Genomic DNA, 17,201 nt, shown 5'->3' on the forward strand with positions numbered 1-17,201 from the left:
GAAATAAGGAGGATACTCATGGCAAGAGATAGAATCATGTCCTTAAAAGAGGTTTCAGAGTCACTGGGCCGCAGTCCAAGGACTATTTGGCGTTGGTGGGCGAAAGATAAGTGTTTTCCTAAGCCAATAAAGATAAATGGGCGTTGTTTAGGCTGGCGTGAGCGAGACTTTGTTGACTGGCTAGTAGAGCAAGAACAGACTTTTAAAGATTAAATTTATGTACGCGAGGCTATAGGCCTCGCTTTTTGTTCGCACTGCGAACGTTAATTCCACTTTCTGGGATAAATGCAGAAACCGTTAGCTTAAAAAAAATATTTAACTTTATCGGCTTTAATATTCTTTCTGACATTGAGGGGCAGTTCGCCTCTCACTCATCGAGAAGGAAGGAAATATGAATAGTACTAAGCGTAATTGGAGCAAGCAGTTTGATTCTGCATCAGTTAAATATTGCAACCAAACAAGTATAGCTATGTCTTGTCATGTTAACATGAGAAACGTGTTGTTTGGTTATTATGAGGAGTACTTATCTCCCATGACTCCGTTAAATCATGATAATGCACTATGTTCTGTGATAGAAGACATTGATTTTGTAATAGTTGATTACGGTAAGGATACAAAGCAGTTTTTGAACCTTAGCACCGCTTTAGATTGGGCTAAGTCAGTTATGGGGGGTAAAGTATTTAGATATGTGGATCTTTCATTGTTTGGTGGGCCTGGATTCTATCTAGATGATTACATGGATACCTTAAGAGATAATGCTGATAACTTAATCGATTTTTTTGTTGATAGCTTTAATCGTTATGGTTGGAGCATATCCCCATTTCAACTTGCCCATGATGTAGAGATTACGTCTGAATTTAGTAAACCGGAGCTCGTTGAGGCGGTATTTAACTTTGCTAGGAATATCCATTGCTTTAGCGCAGTAGGGCCAGAACGCTCACCTTGGTTTATGAGCCAACCTACAAATGAAGGCTCTTACTACGTTTGCAGATTTAATGGGAAAATTGAGCTTGTTGACCTTAAACTGGTTCATAGTGTAGATGGAAGAAGCAGTAAATTGATGATCTTTGGCTTAAACCAAGAGCCTGTGCCTTTAGATGAAGCGGAAGCTGGCGATTGGTTATGGTCTTTCTCTTATCATCAAACAAATATATTTGACTGAAGCCTATAATTAGAATGAAGTGACTTAATGTACAGTAAACGTTGAGTCACTTTTTACCAGCTACCAATCTGAATTATCTCTATGGCGTTTTTCTGTGCTCCTATTCCTCAACTTACCCTCTAAATCCCGCTCGAATTCACACCCGATGTCATCAAAGTAGGTGTTGTCTGAAATACCATCATCATAACTAATATGTTCGCGATCGATGTTTGAGCTTTTACTTGAAGCTTCCAAAACACAAACAATAACTTTAAGCAATGAAATGAAAATGCTCCCAAAGATTGAGATGAGCGTAGGGCTTTTTTATATTCCATATTCAATCTGCCAGATTTATGCATTTGTCACGTAATAGGTTACGCTTTCTACTTAAGATTAGCAGAGGAGTGAAATGTTCGCAGTGCGAACAAAACAACGTAAAGGTGTATGTATGGTGCAGATGGACGAATTTATTTGGAAGCGCTACATGGAAGATATAGAAGGTATGTTTAGAGATGCTATTACAAGTTTGGATTTACAGCATCGCGCCGTCATGGCTAAAGCAATTACGGCCATGTTAATCCAAGAGCCACCATTTAAGCTTACAGATGAAAATATAATCAATTACTTAAAATCTCCAGATGACATCAAACGTCAGATATTCGTTCAGTATGGTTACTTTGATCCACGCCTTGAATCGTCTTTGCAAGAAGCTGTTCTATGTATTGATGATATCAAAGAACCACTGCTCAACAGCATAAAGAACGCACGTTGAAGCCCTCCTGTCACTAGCTGTGAAATAGGTAGTGACAGGAGGTATACCGCGAGCGCATTACCTTGTTTTTCTATATTCTCGTTATTTCTTTTAAGCGGGGTCACTTGGTGACAGCCAAGTGACGGCTTGGTATCCTCATCACGTAAATAAAAAAGTAGCCGTCGCTATAAAGACTCTTCATAAATCATAAATGTTCAATAGGAGAAAGAAACGTAACCAGCATTGTGACGTCACAATGCTCTTCTCGTAGATGCTCACGCTTCTTCAAGTAGATCATGTACGACATTCGTAACTATCGATACACAAACCATCACTCTTGCCCTAATCGCCTCTGAGGCATTCATCTTACTAACCATAAGTTTGAATTGGGCTTATCACTAACCATCAGGTTCACGTGGTTTGATTACGTTTCTCCATCATTTTCTCAAGTAGATAGAGCCATATGAGCTATATGGCTCTTATTTGTTTAGGAGTAAGAGTCATGAGCAAACCAAACTTACGACACGGCCTAGTTTTGTTAATGAAGCACAACATTGATGGGAGTTATGCATCTCAAGCTGCACGTAAAAACATCCTCATCCAAATCGAAAAACAATTAAAGAGAGGAGGGTACAGGCACTTAACTCCACATACACTTAAGTTAAAGCACGTAAAATTTTTGGTTGAGCATTGGCAAAGTCAAGGCTTAAGCGTTGGAACTATAAAAAACCGAATGGCACATATTCGTTGGGTATTCGAAAAGACTGGACGTGAGCATTTGTTACCCAAGTCCAATGAAGAGTTGGGGATAGGAAAGAGAGTTTTCAGTGACAATAGTACCAACAAGGCGAAAGAGCTTGATGAAGTAAAGTTTAACGCAATCTCAGACCCATATATAAAAATAGCGTTAGAGCTACAATCTGCATTCGGTCTGAGGCGGGAAGAAGCTTTGAAGTTTAACCCCAGTATCGCGGTTAAAGCAGATAGAATTCATTTAATGGGTTCTTGGACTAAAGGTGGCAAGGCGCGAGAGGTACCAATCAGAAACGAATATCAAAAGCAGGTATTAGAACGAGCTATAGCTATTGCCCCAAGAGGCTCTCTGATTCCCGCAGGCAAAAAGTACATTCAACAGCTAAAGCACTACGAAAATACTTGTAGGAAGGTTGGGTTATGCAAGAACCATGGTCTACGCCATCAATATGCTCAACAGCGATATATAGAACTGACAGGAATGAATGCACCTAAAGCGGGTGGTTTAACTAGCAGAGAACTGAGTAGAGAACAAAAAAGTGCAGATAAAGAAGCTCGCCTTATTATTAGTAGAGAGTTAGGGCATGAGCGAGAAGAGATTACAGTTATCTATCTTGGCCGGTAAGCACATTATCAAGTTTTGTATTTTTAGGTTAAAATGTAACCACAAGAACACTAGGGCGGGTTTCAATATGTTAGTACAACTTTTGGATGTAACGGGTATGACTTTAGCTCAACTTTTATTTTTAGTTCTAGTTACCGTTGGTACAATCGGTTTGCCTTTGTTAGCTATTTGGTATGATCGTAAACACGGAATTGAGTAAAATAGGCAGATAATAAAAAAGCGCCCCCTTATGTGAAAGGGGGCGCTTTTTTATTATCTTATCGAATTTTCTGTTCTGCTCGTGATGGAAAAATGTTGGCAAGCTCAGCAAAGCGTCCAAAATTGTGAGCTAAGCAACTTCCTAACTACACCCACAACTACACCCAAAATCACTAGGTACAAAAAAGCGTAGCAGGTACTAACCTGCTACGCCTTCTAGAATATGGTGGCCCCTCGCAGACTTGAACTGCGGACCAATCGATTATGAGTCGACTGCTCTAACCACTGAGCTAAGGGGCCTTAATAGGACAACGATTATAGGGGAAGCGTTGCAAGGTGTCTAGATACCAACTAGGGCAATTGCGCTTAGTTTTTATCCACTTAGCACAGTCGATAATAAAAAAGGTGACTTAAAGTCACCTTTTTTTGATTTCTAAAGCTTATATGCGCTGCGTTTATTCGTCTAGGAAGCTGCGCAGAGTCTCTGAGCGGCTTGGGTGACGAAGTTTACGTAGTGCTTTTGCTTCGATCTGACGGATACGTTCACGAGTAACGTCGAACTGCTTACCAACTTCTTCTAGAGTATGGTCAGTGTTCATGTCGATACCAAAGCGCATACGAAGTACTTTCGCTTCACGTGGTGTTAGACCTGCAAGCACGTCTTTTGTTGCCACTTTAAGGCTAGTTGCAGTTGCAGAATCTAGCGGAAGTTCTAGCGTTGTATCTTCGATAAAATCACCTAGATGCGAATCTTCGTCGTCACCGATTGGTGTCTCCATTGAGATAGGCTCTTTAGCGATTTTCAGAACTTTGCGAATCTTGTCTTCTGGCATCTGCATGCGCTCAGCTAACTCTTCCGGTAGTGGCTCACGACCCATCTCTTGCAGCATTTGACGAGAGATACGGTTTAGCTTGTTGATCGTTTCGATCATGTGTACCGGAATACGAATCGTACGAGCTTGGTCTGCGATTGAACGAGTGATTGCCTGACGGATCCACCACGTTGCGTAAGTCGAGAACTTGTAACCACGACGGTATTCGAACTTATCTACCGCTTTCATCAGACCGATGTTACCTTCCTGGATAAGATCCAAGAACTGTAGGCCACGGTTGGTGTATTTCTTCGCGATAGAAATTACAAGACGCAAGTTCGCTTCAACCATCTCTTTCTTCGCACGGCGAGCTTTTGCTTCACCGATAGACATACGACGGCTGATGTCTTTAATGTTTTGTACGTTTAGAGAAGTCTCTTCTTCAATCATTTTTAGCTTAGCGATTGAACGACGGATTTCTTCTTCGTTACGTTTGATCTTTTCAGCGTATGGCTTGTCTGAAGCAAGAACTTCATCCAACCAAGCTTCACTTGATTCATTACCAGTGAACAGCGCGATGAATGATTTCTTCGGCATTTTGCCGTATTCAACCACAGACTTCATGATCAGGCGTTCTTGAGTACGAACGCGATCCATAGCAGTACGCAGTTCATTCACTAGGTGATCAAACTGTTTAGGCGTTAGACGAAACTCGCGGAATACGTCTAGCATCATTTCATTAGCAACGGTTGCTTTCGGGCTGTTATAGCCGTACTCGTTGATTGCTAATTGAAGATTTTGATAGGTGCTGCGTAGTTGGTTGAATTTCTCTAGCGCTAATTCTGGATCGATACCTACATCTTCTTCAGAATCATCTGAATCGTCATCGCTATCTTCGTCGTCATCAACGTCTTCATCGTCTTCTTCTTCTAACTGAGATTCAGTCAGTTCAGAACCGATGTGTGTTGCCGTTGGTGCAGCGGTGTCGTCAGCATCTGGGTCTACAAAACCTGAAATAAGGTCAGTAAGACGCAGTTCTTCAGCTTGAACTTTGTCAAATTGCTCAAGAATGTACGGAATCGTACCTGGGTATTCAGCAACAGACGATTGAACTTGGTTAATACCTTCTTCAATACGTTTTGCGATGTCGATTTCGCCTTCGCGAGTTAGAAGTTCGACAGTACCCATTTCACGCATGTACATACGTACAGGGTCTGTGGTACGACCAATCTCACTCTCTACGCTAGACAGTGCAGCGGCTGCAGCTTCGGCTGCATCTTCATCGGTAATATTTGTGTCATCGTTCAGTGCTAAATCATCAGCATCAGGAGCAGTTTCTACTACCTTAATGCCCATGTCGTTGATCATCTGAATGATGTCTTCTACCTGTTCTGAATCTACGATTTCAGCAGGTAGGTGGTCATTTACTTCGGCGTAGGTCAGATAGCCTTGTTCCTTGCCTTTAATAACAAGTGACTTTAGCTGTGACTGCGGATTGTGATCCATAGACGGTATCCAACTTCGTAATCTGGTGAAGGAATCAGTATGCGAAATGCAAACCACTTACTATAACAAATTAAATCGTTGCTGACTAATTAAACAGGGTTACGCTTTTAAATCTAGCATAAGTGCTAGCAGCTCCCTTTTCTCTTCGGCTGATAAACCGACACTTCTTGCTTTGGCCTGCAGGTTTTCAATTTGTTTTTCTACGCACTGGGCAATAATTTTATCCAGTGAGTCTAAAAAGATTTCTTCTTGGTTGTCCTCATCGAGTGGAATGTCCCAACTCGCGAGACGAGACAGAAGGGTCTCATTTTGGCTGTTTCGCCAATGCTCTAATAATTGGCCTGTGTTGATATGGGGATGCGCTTGGCATTTATCAAGTACATCAACAAATAAACTTAGACCAGGAATGGGCAAATCTCTAACGCTAGTTAGATCTGGCACCATACTTACGTATTGTGGGTTTTGAATCAGTAACGCGATCACTTCTCGCATCGGCGTTCGCTTGATTTCTTTATGAGGTTGAGGCCTTTTATCCTCTTTACCTTGTTTTGAAATTAGCTGCTGTAGTTGGCGTTCATCAACCAAACCCAAACGGCGGCCAAGCAATTCTCTCAAGTATAGTCTTAAAGTGCCGCCAGGGACTTTATCAATGAGAGGAACCGCAAGAGTACTCAGTTTTGCCATGCCTTCTTTCGTGCTCATATCGACCTGCTGAGTCAATGAGCTGAACATGAATTCAGACAAGGGCATCGCATTAGACACTTGCTGCTCAAATGCTTGTTTTCCGTTTTGTCGGATATAAGAGTCGGGATCTTCTCCATCCGGCAAAAACATGAATTTTAACTGGCGACCATCAGTTAGGTAAGGCAATGCATTTTCCATGGCACGCCACGCTGCTTCACGGCCTGCGCGGTCACCGTCATAACAACACACGACGGTGCTTGTTTGCCTGAATAACACTTGCAAGTGATCGCCCGTTGTCGAGGTTCCCAATGAGGCAACGGAATAATCTACGCCATATTGAGCAAGCGCGACAACATCCATATAGCCTTCAACCACTAAAATTTGTGGTGGCTCACGGTACGCTTGTAGTACTTCATAAAGGCCATACAACTCTTTCCCTTTATGAAATATCGGGGTTTCGGGTGAGTTGAGATATTTTGGTGTCCCATCACCTAATACTCGACCACCAAAGCCTATTACTCGACCGCGTCTGTCTCGAATAGGAAACATCACTCGACCACGGAATCGGTCGTAGCGGTTGCCTTTATCGTTTTCAATCAACATGCCGCCAGTGACGAGCATGTCTTGGTTTTCTTTATTCTGGCCAAAGTTCTTACGAACTAAATCCCATTCATCAGCCACATAGCCGATGCCAAACTTCTGGACGATTTCACCAGACAGGCCGCGATCTTTTAGATACTCAATCGCCACCTTACTTGCTGGCTGTTTGAGTTGGTTACGATAAAATTGAGCAATGCTGCCCATTAAGTCGTATAGGTTACGTTTTTCACTGCTGCTTGCTTGTGGGCCTGATTGAAACGAACCATTACCGCCGCTACGTTGTTCGCGAGGAACATCTAAACCCAAGTATGAAGCGAGTTCTTCAATGGCTTCGACGAATTCTAGTCGGTCGAATTCCATCAAAAAATCGATGGCATTTCCATGCGCGCCACAACCAAAACAATGGTAGAACTGCTTTTCTTGACTGACACTGAATGAGGGTGTCTTTTCGTTGTGGAACGGGCAGCATGCGCCGTAGTTTTTGCCTTTTTTCTTAAGTTTCACACGTGCGTCGATGATATCGACAATATCAAGTCGAGCTAGAAGGTCATCGATAAAACTGCGAGGGATGTGTCCAGCCATAAAACCTAACAAAAAAAGAAGATGATGAGTGGAGTGAATGCCTTAAAAGAATGAGCGTATTGCCCATTGATTTCATTCCATCCATCCAGATACAAACAAGCCGTGCGCTCCAAAGGATAGCACGGCTTGCTGCAATTGGGTGGGGTACCTTAAGCCAATTTAGCGCGAACTAAACCGCTTACTTTACCCATATCTGCACGCCCTTGAATTTGCGGTTTCAGAACGCCCATTACTTTGCCCATGTCTTGCATGCCAGCTGCGCCAGATTCAGCAATCGCGTTCTCGATGAGAGCCGCTACTTCTTCGTCTGTCAGTGGTTGAGGCATAAAGTCCTCAAGAACGGTAATTTCTGCTTGTTCCGCATCAGCAAGATCTTGACGACCCGCTGCTTCAAACTGCGCTACAGAATCGCGACGTTGTTTAACCATCTTGGTCAATACTGCAAGAATGTCGTCATCGTTCAGAGTAATCTGTTCGTCAACTTCACGTTGCTTGATTGCTGATAGGGCTAAACGAATAGTACCAAGGCGCAATTTGTCCTTGGCTTTCATCGCTAATTTTTGCTCTTCTTTGAGTTGATCAATCAGAGCCATAACTAAATTCCTTTTGGAGCTCAGTTATTAGTACAGGCGAACGCGACGAGCGTTTTCGCGAGCTAGCTTCTTAGCGTGACGCTTTTGAGCTGCTGCTTTAGCGCGTTTGCGAACTGTAGTTGGTTTTTCGTAGTGCTCACGACGACGCACTTCAGAAAGGATACCTGCTTTTTCGCAAGAGCGCTTAAAACGACGTAGAGCAACGTCGAACGGTTCGTTTTCACGTACTTTAACTACTGGCATATGCCTTTCACCTCAGGGGTTATTCGTTAACGCTGGTATTCAACAGACCAAATCACAATTGTTAGGTCTCTTACCAGCTTGATCAAAAATGGTGCGGAATTTTAATCCGATCACAACTACTTTGTAAAGCCTTTTGTCGATTATTGTCTGTACAAAATTTGTTTGCAGCACCAAGGCGAGGTAATATGACGCCCAAATTTCCTCTATACAGAAAGCATACTGAGAAAACCATGCGCATTATTGGTATTGAAACCTCTTGTGACGAGACTGGCATCGCGATTTATGACGATGAAAAAGGTCTGCTGTCACACAAGCTTTACAGCCAAGTAAAACTGCACGCAGATTACGGTGGTGTGGTGCCTGAGTTGGCTTCACGTGACCATGTAAAGAAAACCATTCCTCTTATTAAAGAGGCACTAAAAGAAGCGAACTTAACTTCGAAAGACATTGATGGTGTCGCGTACACCGCGGGGCCGGGGCTCGTTGGTGCACTATTAGTGGGCGCTACTATTGGTCGCAGTATTGCTTATGCTTGGGGAGTGCCTGCGGTACCTGTTCATCATATGGAAGGTCACCTGTTGGCTCCAATGCTGGAAGATAACCCACCGCCATTCCCGTTTGTGGCAGTGTTGGTGTCGGGTGGTCACTCGATGATGGTTGAAGTGAGAGGCATCGGTGAGTACAAAATTTTGGGTGAGTCGATTGATGATGCGGCGGGCGAAGCGTTTGATAAAACAGCGAAGCTAATGGGGTTGGATTACCCAGGCGGCCCGCTGTTGTCTAAACTGGCAGAAAAAGGCACGCCGGGTCGCTTTAAGTTCCCGCGCCCAATGACTGATCGCCCTGGCTTGGATATGAGTTTCTCTGGCCTGAAAACCTTTACAGCAAATACGATTGCTGCGAATGGCGATGACGAGCAAACTCGCGCAGACATCGCACTGGCATTTGAAGAAGCCGTGTGTGCAACATTGGCGATTAAATGTAAACGCGCGCTTGAGCAAACAGGCATGAAACGTATTGTTATTGCTGGTGGTGTGAGTGCTAACCGTCGTTTACGTGCAGAGTTAGAGAAGCTAGCGAAGAAAGTTGGCGGCGAGGTTTACTACCCACGAACTGAGTTCTGTACGGATAATGGTGCGATGATCGCTTACGCTGGCATGCAGCGTTTGAAGAATGGCGAAGTGGCTGATATGTCGGTAGAGGCTCGCCCACGTTGGCCGATTGACCAACTGACGCCAGTCGCTTAATCAAACTTATGCGGTAGGTTTAATAGATTCACTACGATAAAGGTCTCTGCTCATCAGAGGCCTTTATTTTTAGCTATTCAATGAAAAGCTTCGTTTACACTCTGACTGATGCGAGCAGTTCGGTATCGTTTCAGTGATAGGATAGTGCGGAAGAATAAGAAATGGATATAACAATGAATAAGTTTGAAATTGAAGGTCAGCAACTTGCTTACCTTGATAAAGGTGATGGTCCAGTATTACTGTTTGGTCACAGTTATTTGTGGGATAGCCAAATGTGGGCGCCACAAATTGAAGTTTTAAGCCAGTCATATCGTTGTGTTGTGCCAGATTTGTGGGCACATGGTGAGTCAGAAGCGGCCCCTGCATCGACAGAGTCATTAGTTGATTATGCACAACATATGTTGGCGTTGATGGATCATTTGGACATTGAAGAGTTTTCGGTGGTGGGCTTATCTGTTGGCGGCATGTGGGGAGCGGAACTGACGGCTCAAGCACCGCAACGTGTGAAATCACTGGTATTGATGGATACCTTCATTGGTTGGGAGCCAGAAGTTACGTATAAAAAGTACTTTGCAATGCTTGATACCATCAGCCAAGTCCAAGCGGTGCCTGCGCCAATTATTGAAGCTGTCGTGCCATTGTTTTTTGCTAATAACGCTGAGCAGGTGAATCCTGAGTTGGTCGCTGCATTCAAACGCAGTTTAGAAAGCCTGAGTGGTGAGCGTGCGGTTGAAGTGGCTCGCATTGGTCGCATGGTGTTTGGTCGCCGTGATGTGATTGAAGATTCGGAAAAATTCGCTCTGCCGACGTTAATTGCGGTGGGCTGTGAAGATAAGCCTCGCCCGGTTTTCGAATCGTATTTAATGAAAGACTGTATCACGGGCAGTGAGTTGGTAGAAATTCCGCAAGCGGGACACATCAGTTGTTTAGAACAGCCGGAATTCGTCAACCAAATGTTGTTGAACTTCCTGAATCGAGTTCATGCATAACCAATGAATGCATCGCTCTCTAAACAAAACTCGGCATTAAGCCGAGTTTTTTTGTGTCAGTTTCTTTTCGCCAATTTTGGGCTCATCGCCAGACAAAAGCCGCCGAATATTTTGATGATGCTTAAATACGATTAAGCAACACAGCATAGCAACAGGTAACGTGTATTGCGGTTTAAACATCCAAGTATAAAACGGAGTGACCAAAACCGTGACGAGAGCCGCTAAGGATGAATAGCGGAATAGCGCGGCTACTGACAGCCAAGTTAACATCACTAATCCTGTTAAGTCCAAACCAATCGGAGCGATAGCGCCAAGCGCGGTTGCGACACCTTTTCCGCCTTTAAAGTGGAAAAAGATGGGGTACATGTGCCCAAGACAGGCAGCAATGGCGATGACGCCAAGAATGATAGGGTCGATACCAAGAAAGTATCCGCCCCACACGGGGATGGTGCCTTTGAGCATATCGCACAACAAGACTGAAACAGCGGCTCCTCGTCCGCCAATACGCAATACGTTCGTTGCTCCAGGGTTGTTGGAGCCTACACTGCGTGGATCTGGCAGTTTTAAGAGTCGACAGATCAAAACCGCACTGGAAACCGAACCCAGTAAATAGGCGGCCATTGTCATTATCAGTGCCAGTGCGTCCATAGAAGTCCTTGATGGATTGGAATTTAATGCTCGGTTCCCGCGTAGTTGCTATCATACCTCGAATTCACATAATGCAGAAATCCTCACTGTGATAGAGCTTGCATTATGTGATTTCTTGTATATAAAGATGCTTTCGCAGTTTATACCTAAGTAACATTGTGATGACCCAAGTAAATGTTACTTAGGTATAGAATACTACGATCAAATTACCCCTCACGGGTATCCGACCTCTGTAATAGAAGGACATAAGATGGCTCTGGATAAAGTTTTTATTGAACAATTAGAAGTAATCACCACGATTGGCGTGTACGACTGGGAACAACAAATTAAACAAAAGTTGGTTCTGGATATCGAAATGGCGCACGACAATAAGCCTGCGGGTAAAAGTGATGATGTGCAAGATGCGTTGGATTACTCGCAAGTGAGTGAGGCGGTACTGAGCCATATTGAAAATGGTCGTTTTCTGTTGGTTGAGCGCGTAGCCGAAGAAGTGGCAGAGCTTATCATGCAGCGTTTCTCTGTGCCTTGGGTGAAAATCCGTTTAGCAAAACCTGGTGCAGTGCCACAAGCACGCGCTGTTGGTGTCGTGATTGAGCGAGGTCAAGCATGATCACCACCTATATCGGTGTTGGTACGAATGTAGAAAGAGAACAACATGCGCTCGCTGCGTATCAGGAGCTGCTACAGCTTGGAGAAAGTCTCCTCGTATCGCCGGTATATGAATGTGAACCTATTGGCTTTAGCAGCCAGAACTTCTACAACTTTGTCGTTGCAATGCGTACCGAGTTGTCATTAGAAGAGTTGAGTCATCAGCTACGTGAGATTGAATTTAAGTGGGGACGCGAAGAAAATGCGCAAAAGTATCAGGATCGAACACTGGATCTCGATATAGTGTTGTTCGGTGAATGTGTCTCCAAGAAAAAACCTGAGCTACCTCGCAGTGATATCTACAAATATCCTTTTGTCACAAAGCCTCTGTATGATCTCGAACCTCAATTAGTGATCCCAGGCGATGGACGCACAGTCGCAGATATTTGGCATGCAATGCAGCCAGTCGATTCACTCAAACCTGTTTCTTTTTCATTTTTAATTTGAGTTGTTTACATGAGTTATTTTGAAGCCTTTATTCTGGCTCTGATTCAGGGTCTGACAGAGTTTTTGCCTATTTCGAGCTCTGCCCATTTGATCCTGCCCTCCGCCATTTTGGGATGGGAAGACCAAGGTCTAGCCTTTGATGTTGCTGTTCACGTCGGTACATTAATGGCTGTCGTGATCTATTTTCGTCATGAAGTAATCACTTTGTTTCAAGCGTTATTTGCTTCGATCTTTAAAGGAGATCGCAGTAAAGAAGCTAAATTGGTTTGGATGATCGTGATTGCGACGATTCCAGCTTGTGTGTTCGGCTTATTGATGAAAGACATCATTGAAGTGTATCTACGTAGCGCTTACGTCATCGCGACTACTACGATCGTATTTGGCCTGTTGCTATGGTGGGTAGACAAAAACGCTAAACTCGTTGCCGATGAATACCAAGCGGGTTGGAAGAAAGCTGTATTTATCGGTATTGCTCAAGCCTTAGCGATGATTCCTGGAACTTCACGTTCAGGGGCGACCATCACAGCAGCGCTTTACCTTGGCTTTACTCGAGAAGCGGCTGCCCGATTTTCGTTTTTAATGTCGATCCCAATCATTACATTAGCTGGTAGCTACTTAGGCATGAAGTTAGTGACCAGTGGTGAACCTGTCCATGTTGGTTTCTTAATGACTGGCATTATCACATCGTTTATCAGTGCGTACATCTGTATCCACTTCTTCTTGAAGATGATTTCACGAATGGGCATGACACCGTTTGTGATTTACCGTCTCATTTTGGGCGTCGGTTTGTTCGCTTTTCTATTAAGTGCATAATTGATGTTAACGAAAAACGCCCGCGAAATCCGCGGGCGTTTTTGTTTGTTCGTTACTTCTTAAGTGCTGCTTTCACTGCTTCAATACGTCGTTTTTCTTGCTCGTCACGAATCGCAGGGCCTTTAAAGCCCTCTTTGATAATGGCTTGAACGTCAACTGCCGCTGCTGCTTGGTAGGCTTGCCTAAAAATATCCGCCTGTGGATATGGTTGCGTTTCCAGTCCTTTACGACCAGCGTGATCCGCTTGGCAGCAAAGCAAGATATCTTGCAGACGTTCGGACTTACGCCACACATCAAGTTTATTGAGTATTTTAATTATGGTTTGTGGTTTAAGTTCAGCCGCGCGATGAATATTGGAGTGCTGTTCGCACACCATCAAGGCTAAATCACGAAACTCATTTGGTACCCGGACACGTTCGCACAGCTTTTTGATCAGTTTTAATCCTGTATGGCAATGCATTTTGTGGCTTGGCCATTCGCTCTCTGGCGTCACGCCCTTACCCAAGTCATGCACTTGGGCGGCAAACCTGACGGGGAGTGAGTTACTCAATTTTGCGGCTTGCTCTGCCACCATCAAAGTATGGATGCCAGTATCGATTTCTGGATGCCACTTCTCAGGTTGAGGTACGCCAAATAGTGCATCAATTTCAGGTAACACCACGGTTAATGCACCACAGTCTCGTAGAACCGATAAGAAAATATCAGGGCGAGGAGTAGAGAGAGATTTATGCCATTCTTGCCAAACACGCTCGGGAGTCAGTGTGCTCAGCTCTCCGGACTCTGCCATGTGACGCATTAACCGCATGGTTTCGTCGGCAACCGTAAAGTTTAGATCAGCAAGCTTCGCTGCGAAGCGAGCGACACGTAAAACGCGTAGAGGGTCTTCGACAAAGGCGTCTGATACATGGCGTAGCAGTTTATCGTTGAGATCTTGCTGGCCGCCGTAAGGATCATGGAGTTTACCTGCATCATCCATTGCCATTGCATTAATGGTTAAATCACGACGAATTAAATCTTCTTCTAAGGTGACACTTTGATCAAAGAAACACTCAAAGCCAGTGTAACCAGAGCCTGACTTTCTCTCTGTTCGTGCAAGGGCATGTTCTTCTTTACTTTTGGGATGCAGAAATACAGGAAAGTCTTTACCAACGGCGGTGTATCCTTGGGACAGCATCATCTCAGGCGTCGCGCCTACGACCACCCAATCGTTGTCATAACTATCAATTCCGAGCAATTTATCTCGAACTGCACCACCTACTAAATAAACTTGCACGAATTACCTCTTAATTTATGGATATGCCGTTGGACATTGTAGCAAGCAATGGTACTTTTCTTTACTCCTAAGAATAGAAGAAGAGCGTTTATACCATGTCTGACTATTCCCAGGTGGTTTTTTAGCTGGAGAGCCTAATGTATAAGGACTTTTTTGGGTTTGTCGAACAACCATTTTCGATTGTTCCAAACTCACGTTATTTGTATTTAAGCCAACGTCACAAAGAGGCAATCACACATCTCCAAGCTGGGCTAGGCGATGGCGGTGGCTTTGCTATGCTTACTGGCGAAGTAGGTACAGGCAAAACGACCGTCGCAAAAGCGATGCTGGCGAATTTGGGTGATAACACCAAAGCGGGTCTTATTCTCAATCCCACGTTTTCGAGTAGAGACTTGCTCGAAGCCATTTGTGATGAGTTCAAAATCACCTATCCGCCAGATGCAAACCTCAAACAGCTAAACCAGGTTATCCATCAATATTTGCTGCGTAATTATCGTTCAGGCTGGCAGACATTGCTGGTCATTGATGAGGCTCAACACCTTGCTGCCGACGTTTTAGAGCAGTTGCGCTTGTTGACTAACTTGGAAACCGATACCAGAAAACTACTCAAAGTGTTGTTGGTCGGGCAGCCTGAATTGCAGCGGTTATTACAAACAACACAACTACGCCAACTTGCTCAGCGTATTACCGGGCGTTATCACTTGTTGCCGTTGGATGAAAAAGAGACAGAAGATTACATCGCATTTCGACTACATACAGCAGGTGGCGACCAGCAACTGTTTAATCGTGCTTCTTGTAAACTTATAGCCAAATACAGTCACGGTATACCGCGGCTCATCAACCTTATCTGTGACAAATCCCTCAACATTAGTTATCACCAGGGTAATGTGGTTGTGGATAAGCAAACCGTTCAGCAGGCCTGTGAAGAGGTGATGCAGTTTCAGGCAGATATTTATCAGCAAGATAAAAAAGAGCGCCGGACTTTCCGTTGGCCTGCTTGGGGCTCTGTCGCGGTAGGCCTTATTGCTGCATTAAGTACGGGGTGGGCGGTCGTGAATTATATGTCAGCTCAAGCTCCGTCAGTGTTGACACAAGTGACGGAGCCCAGAGTAGAGCCAACACCAACCGTCGTAAGCCAACAGTTAACGGATGAGCAGCGTGATTTATTGTTAACACAAAAACAGTCGAACCTCGCTGTAAATGATTTGTATCGTTTGTGGGGGTATCAAGCATCGGTTCGCGATAATCTTTGTTTGTCAGAACCGCAGTCGACTATGCGTTGTGAGCGTAAAATGGCGACTTGGCCGCTGTTGATGCAACAAAATCGCCCTGTGATCTTGGAGTTGAATTATCAAGGTGATGTTGGGTATGTCATTCTATATGCCGTCGGTAATGACCAAGCTGAAGTGCTCAATGGTAAGCAGCGTCTTCGTCTGCCAATTTCGTGGCTAAAGCCGTTGTGGCAGGGCAATATTATCGAACTGTGGCATGCTCCGCTGAATGAAACATTACGTTTAGACATGGAAGGCCCTGCGATTGAAGTATTAGACCGATTATTAGCAGAAGCGGTGAGTGAGCCACTGCTTGAAACGTCTATTTTTGATGGTGCGATGAAAGAGCGAGTCGAGTTATTTCAACGTTGGCAAGGAATTGGTGTCGATGGTATTGCAGGTAAGCGAACGCTAGATCGTCTTCAACAAAACGTGCAGCCAGATGCGCCTCAACTGGCACGAATCGAGAAGGAGGACGCATAATGTCAGCCATGAAACATATTGGTTTGTTCTTGTTGCCGATCACCGTTGCTGCAATCGGAGTTGCTTGGTATTTAGATCTCCTTACGCCTCATGCTGAAGCTAGTACTTCCGCCCCTAAGGTCAAGATGGAAGCGGAACAACCGTTCAAAGCATTGGACTATCCTGAAACTACTCAGTTGGCGCAATTGCCAAGAGAGTGGCCAAGTGCAGAGCTGTCTCGTGATTTTGGTACGTTTGCAACATCTGATGAATACGTGAGTAATACAGCAAACAAAGACGAGATAGAAACATCTGTACCAACCCAAGGCTCTTCAGTAGTTGAAGAGGACCTAGGTTTGTCTCTGGATGATCTTGACTTGTCCTCATTATCTCCTGATTTGGCGCGAAAGGTCGAAAATGCGTTATCCCGAGGTGATGCGCCTTCACCACAAACGGCACGCGTGAACGATTTAGAGCGCAACGCTCACCAGTGGCAAGGGCGTCTACCTGCGCTTAATTTGCAAACCCATATGTACGCTAGTGATGAAAATCGCCGTTGGGTGAAAATTAACAATGTTGAGTATCATCAAGGAGACGTTGTTGATGGGCAGGTCACATTAAGAGAAATACAACCACAAGCGGTGATTGTCGAGTTCCAAGGTGAGCAAATTCGTATACCAGCGTTGTATGAGTGGAAAGGGTAACTGTTATAGCAACACATCAAGCCAGCGAAATCATATCGCTGGCTTTTTTATTTTTCAGAACACCTTTTGCATCTATTCTGGTGATGATTTTTAGATACTCAAACAAGCAAAATATAGCTTTTCTAAGTCGTTTAAATAGCACCAATATCGTTCAACTATTGATAGCGCGATTCCAGTCAGCGTTGTGTAAAAAAGCGCCATATTCACGAAC

17 protein-coding genes and 1 tRNA gene are annotated in these 17,201 nt (G+C 44.3%); 11 read left to right on the top strand and 7 right to left on the bottom strand.

Going from position 1 to position 17,201, the window contains the following annotated elements:
• The 4 genes from CAG69_RS22005 to CAG69_RS22020 form a co-directional block, all read left to right on the top strand.
• A partial coding sequence (locus CAG69_RS22005; protein ID WP_237668112.1) for a helix-turn-helix transcriptional regulator occupies nt 1–213 on the top strand: 213 nt, incomplete at its 5' end.
• A gap of 178 nt (nt 214–391) precedes the next feature.
• Nucleotides 392–1,162 (top strand): hypothetical protein, encoded by a 771-nt coding sequence (locus tag CAG69_RS22010; RefSeq protein ID WP_161446228.1) that lies wholly within the window; start codon nt 392–394, stop codon nt 1,160–1,162.
• Between the two features lie 427 nt (nt 1,163–1,589).
• A complete protein-coding gene (locus tag CAG69_RS22015) occupies nt 1,590–1,913 on the top strand; it encodes a hypothetical protein (protein ID WP_161446231.1) in 324 nt (107 codons plus the stop codon).
• A gap of 481 nt (nt 1,914–2,394) precedes the next feature.
• Nucleotides 2,395–3,270, top strand: coding sequence for a phage integrase N-terminal domain-containing protein (locus tag CAG69_RS22020; RefSeq protein ID WP_161446233.1), 876 nt, complete (start codon nt 2,395–2,397; stop codon nt 3,268–3,270).
• A 422-nt stretch (nt 3,271–3,692) separates the two neighbouring features.
• On the opposite strand, the gene CAG69_RS22025 is transcribed toward CAG69_RS22020, so the two are convergent.
• From CAG69_RS22025 to rpsU, 5 genes are all read right to left on the bottom strand, one after another.
• Nucleotides 3,693–3,768 (bottom strand) — tRNA-Ile (locus CAG69_RS22025).
• 155 nt (nt 3,769–3,923) lie between these two features.
• Nucleotides 3,924–5,786, bottom strand: a complete 1,863-nt coding sequence (rpoD, locus tag CAG69_RS22030; protein ID WP_005395986.1) for an RNA polymerase sigma factor RpoD — start codon at nt 5,784–5,786, stop codon at nt 3,924–3,926.
• Nucleotides 5,787–5,885: 99 nt separating this feature from the next.
• Nucleotides 5,886–7,652 (bottom strand): DNA primase, encoded by a 1,767-nt coding sequence (gene dnaG / locus CAG69_RS22035; RefSeq protein ID WP_005379719.1) that lies wholly within the window; start codon nt 7,650–7,652, stop codon nt 5,886–5,888.
• Nucleotides 7,653–7,801: 149 nt separating this feature from the next.
• Complete coding sequence (locus tag CAG69_RS22040) at nt 7,802–8,245, bottom strand: GatB/YqeY domain-containing protein (protein ID WP_005379720.1); 444 nt, start codon at nt 8,243–8,245, stop codon at nt 7,802–7,804.
• Between the two features lie 27 nt (nt 8,246–8,272).
• Nucleotides 8,273–8,488, bottom strand: coding sequence for a 30S ribosomal protein S21 (gene rpsU, locus CAG69_RS22045; RefSeq protein ID WP_001145625.1), 216 nt, complete (start codon nt 8,486–8,488; stop codon nt 8,273–8,275).
• A 230-nt stretch (nt 8,489–8,718) separates the two neighbouring features.
• On the opposite strand from rpsU, the gene tsaD reads away from it, so the two are divergent.
• On the top strand, nt 8,719–9,735 hold the full coding sequence (gene tsaD, locus CAG69_RS22050) for a tRNA (adenosine(37)-N6)-threonylcarbamoyltransferase complex transferase subunit TsaD (RefSeq protein WP_046874179.1): 1,017 nt from the start codon (nt 8,719–8,721) through the stop codon (nt 9,733–9,735).
• A 173-nt stretch (nt 9,736–9,908) separates the two neighbouring features.
• Nucleotides 9,909–10,724 carry an alpha/beta fold hydrolase gene (locus CAG69_RS22055; RefSeq protein WP_161446235.1) on the top strand — a complete coding sequence of 272 codons (816 nt, stop codon included), beginning with the start codon at nt 9,909–9,911 and terminating at the stop codon, nt 10,722–10,724.
• A gap of 36 nt (nt 10,725–10,760) precedes the next feature.
• Here the strand turns inward: CAG69_RS22055 and plsY are convergent, their stop codons facing one another.
• On the bottom strand, nt 10,761–11,372 hold the full coding sequence (plsY, locus tag CAG69_RS22060) for a glycerol-3-phosphate 1-O-acyltransferase PlsY (RefSeq protein WP_005379857.1): 612 nt from the start codon (nt 11,370–11,372) through the stop codon (nt 10,761–10,763).
• 250 nt (nt 11,373–11,622) lie between these two features.
• Between plsY and folB the strand changes: the two genes are divergently transcribed.
• Genes folB through CAG69_RS22075 form a run of 3 tightly spaced genes read left to right on the top strand, consistent with a single transcriptional unit; the run spans nt 11,623 to nt 13,280 of the window.
• Nucleotides 11,623–11,982 carry a bifunctional dihydroneopterin aldolase/7,8-dihydroneopterin epimerase gene (folB, locus tag CAG69_RS22065; protein ID WP_005395977.1) on the top strand — a complete coding sequence of 120 codons (360 nt, stop codon included), beginning with the start codon at nt 11,623–11,625 and terminating at the stop codon, nt 11,980–11,982.
• Complete coding sequence (gene folK, locus CAG69_RS22070) at nt 11,979–12,467, top strand: 2-amino-4-hydroxy-6-hydroxymethyldihydropteridine diphosphokinase (protein WP_012841141.1); 489 nt, start codon at nt 11,979–11,981, stop codon at nt 12,465–12,467. The genes folB and folK overlap by 4 nt, the downstream gene beginning before the upstream one ends.
• Before the next feature lie 9 nt (nt 12,468–12,476).
• Nucleotides 12,477–13,280 (top strand): undecaprenyl-diphosphate phosphatase, encoded by an 804-nt coding sequence (locus tag CAG69_RS22075; protein WP_161446237.1) that lies wholly within the window; start codon nt 12,477–12,479, stop codon nt 13,278–13,280.
• Nucleotides 13,281–13,332: 52 nt separating this feature from the next.
• On the opposite strand, the gene CAG69_RS22080 is transcribed toward CAG69_RS22075, so the two are convergent.
• Nucleotides 13,333–14,553, bottom strand: coding sequence for a multifunctional CCA addition/repair protein (locus CAG69_RS22080; protein WP_161446238.1), 1,221 nt, complete (start codon nt 14,551–14,553; stop codon nt 13,333–13,335).
• Between the two features lie 137 nt (nt 14,554–14,690).
• Between CAG69_RS22080 and CAG69_RS22085 the strand changes: the two genes are divergently transcribed.
• Together CAG69_RS22085 and CAG69_RS22090 are read left to right on the top strand one after the other, a co-directional pair.
• Nucleotides 14,691–16,307: an ExeA family protein gene (locus CAG69_RS22085; protein ID WP_161446240.1), complete on the top strand. Its 1,617-nt coding sequence runs from the start codon at nt 14,691–14,693 to the stop codon at nt 16,305–16,307.
• Nucleotides 16,307–16,990, top strand: a complete 684-nt coding sequence (locus CAG69_RS22090; RefSeq protein WP_161446242.1) for a general secretion pathway protein GspB — start codon at nt 16,307–16,309, stop codon at nt 16,988–16,990. Before CAG69_RS22085 ends, CAG69_RS22090 begins: the two co-directional genes overlap by 1 nt.
• Nucleotides 16,991–17,201 lie beyond the last annotated feature (211 nt).

The sequence above is a fragment of the Vibrio sp. V43_P6S15P86 genome (assembly GCF_009904725.1).
GTDB classification, from domain to species: Bacteria; Pseudomonadota; Gammaproteobacteria; order Enterobacterales; family Vibrionaceae; genus Vibrio; species Vibrio diabolicus.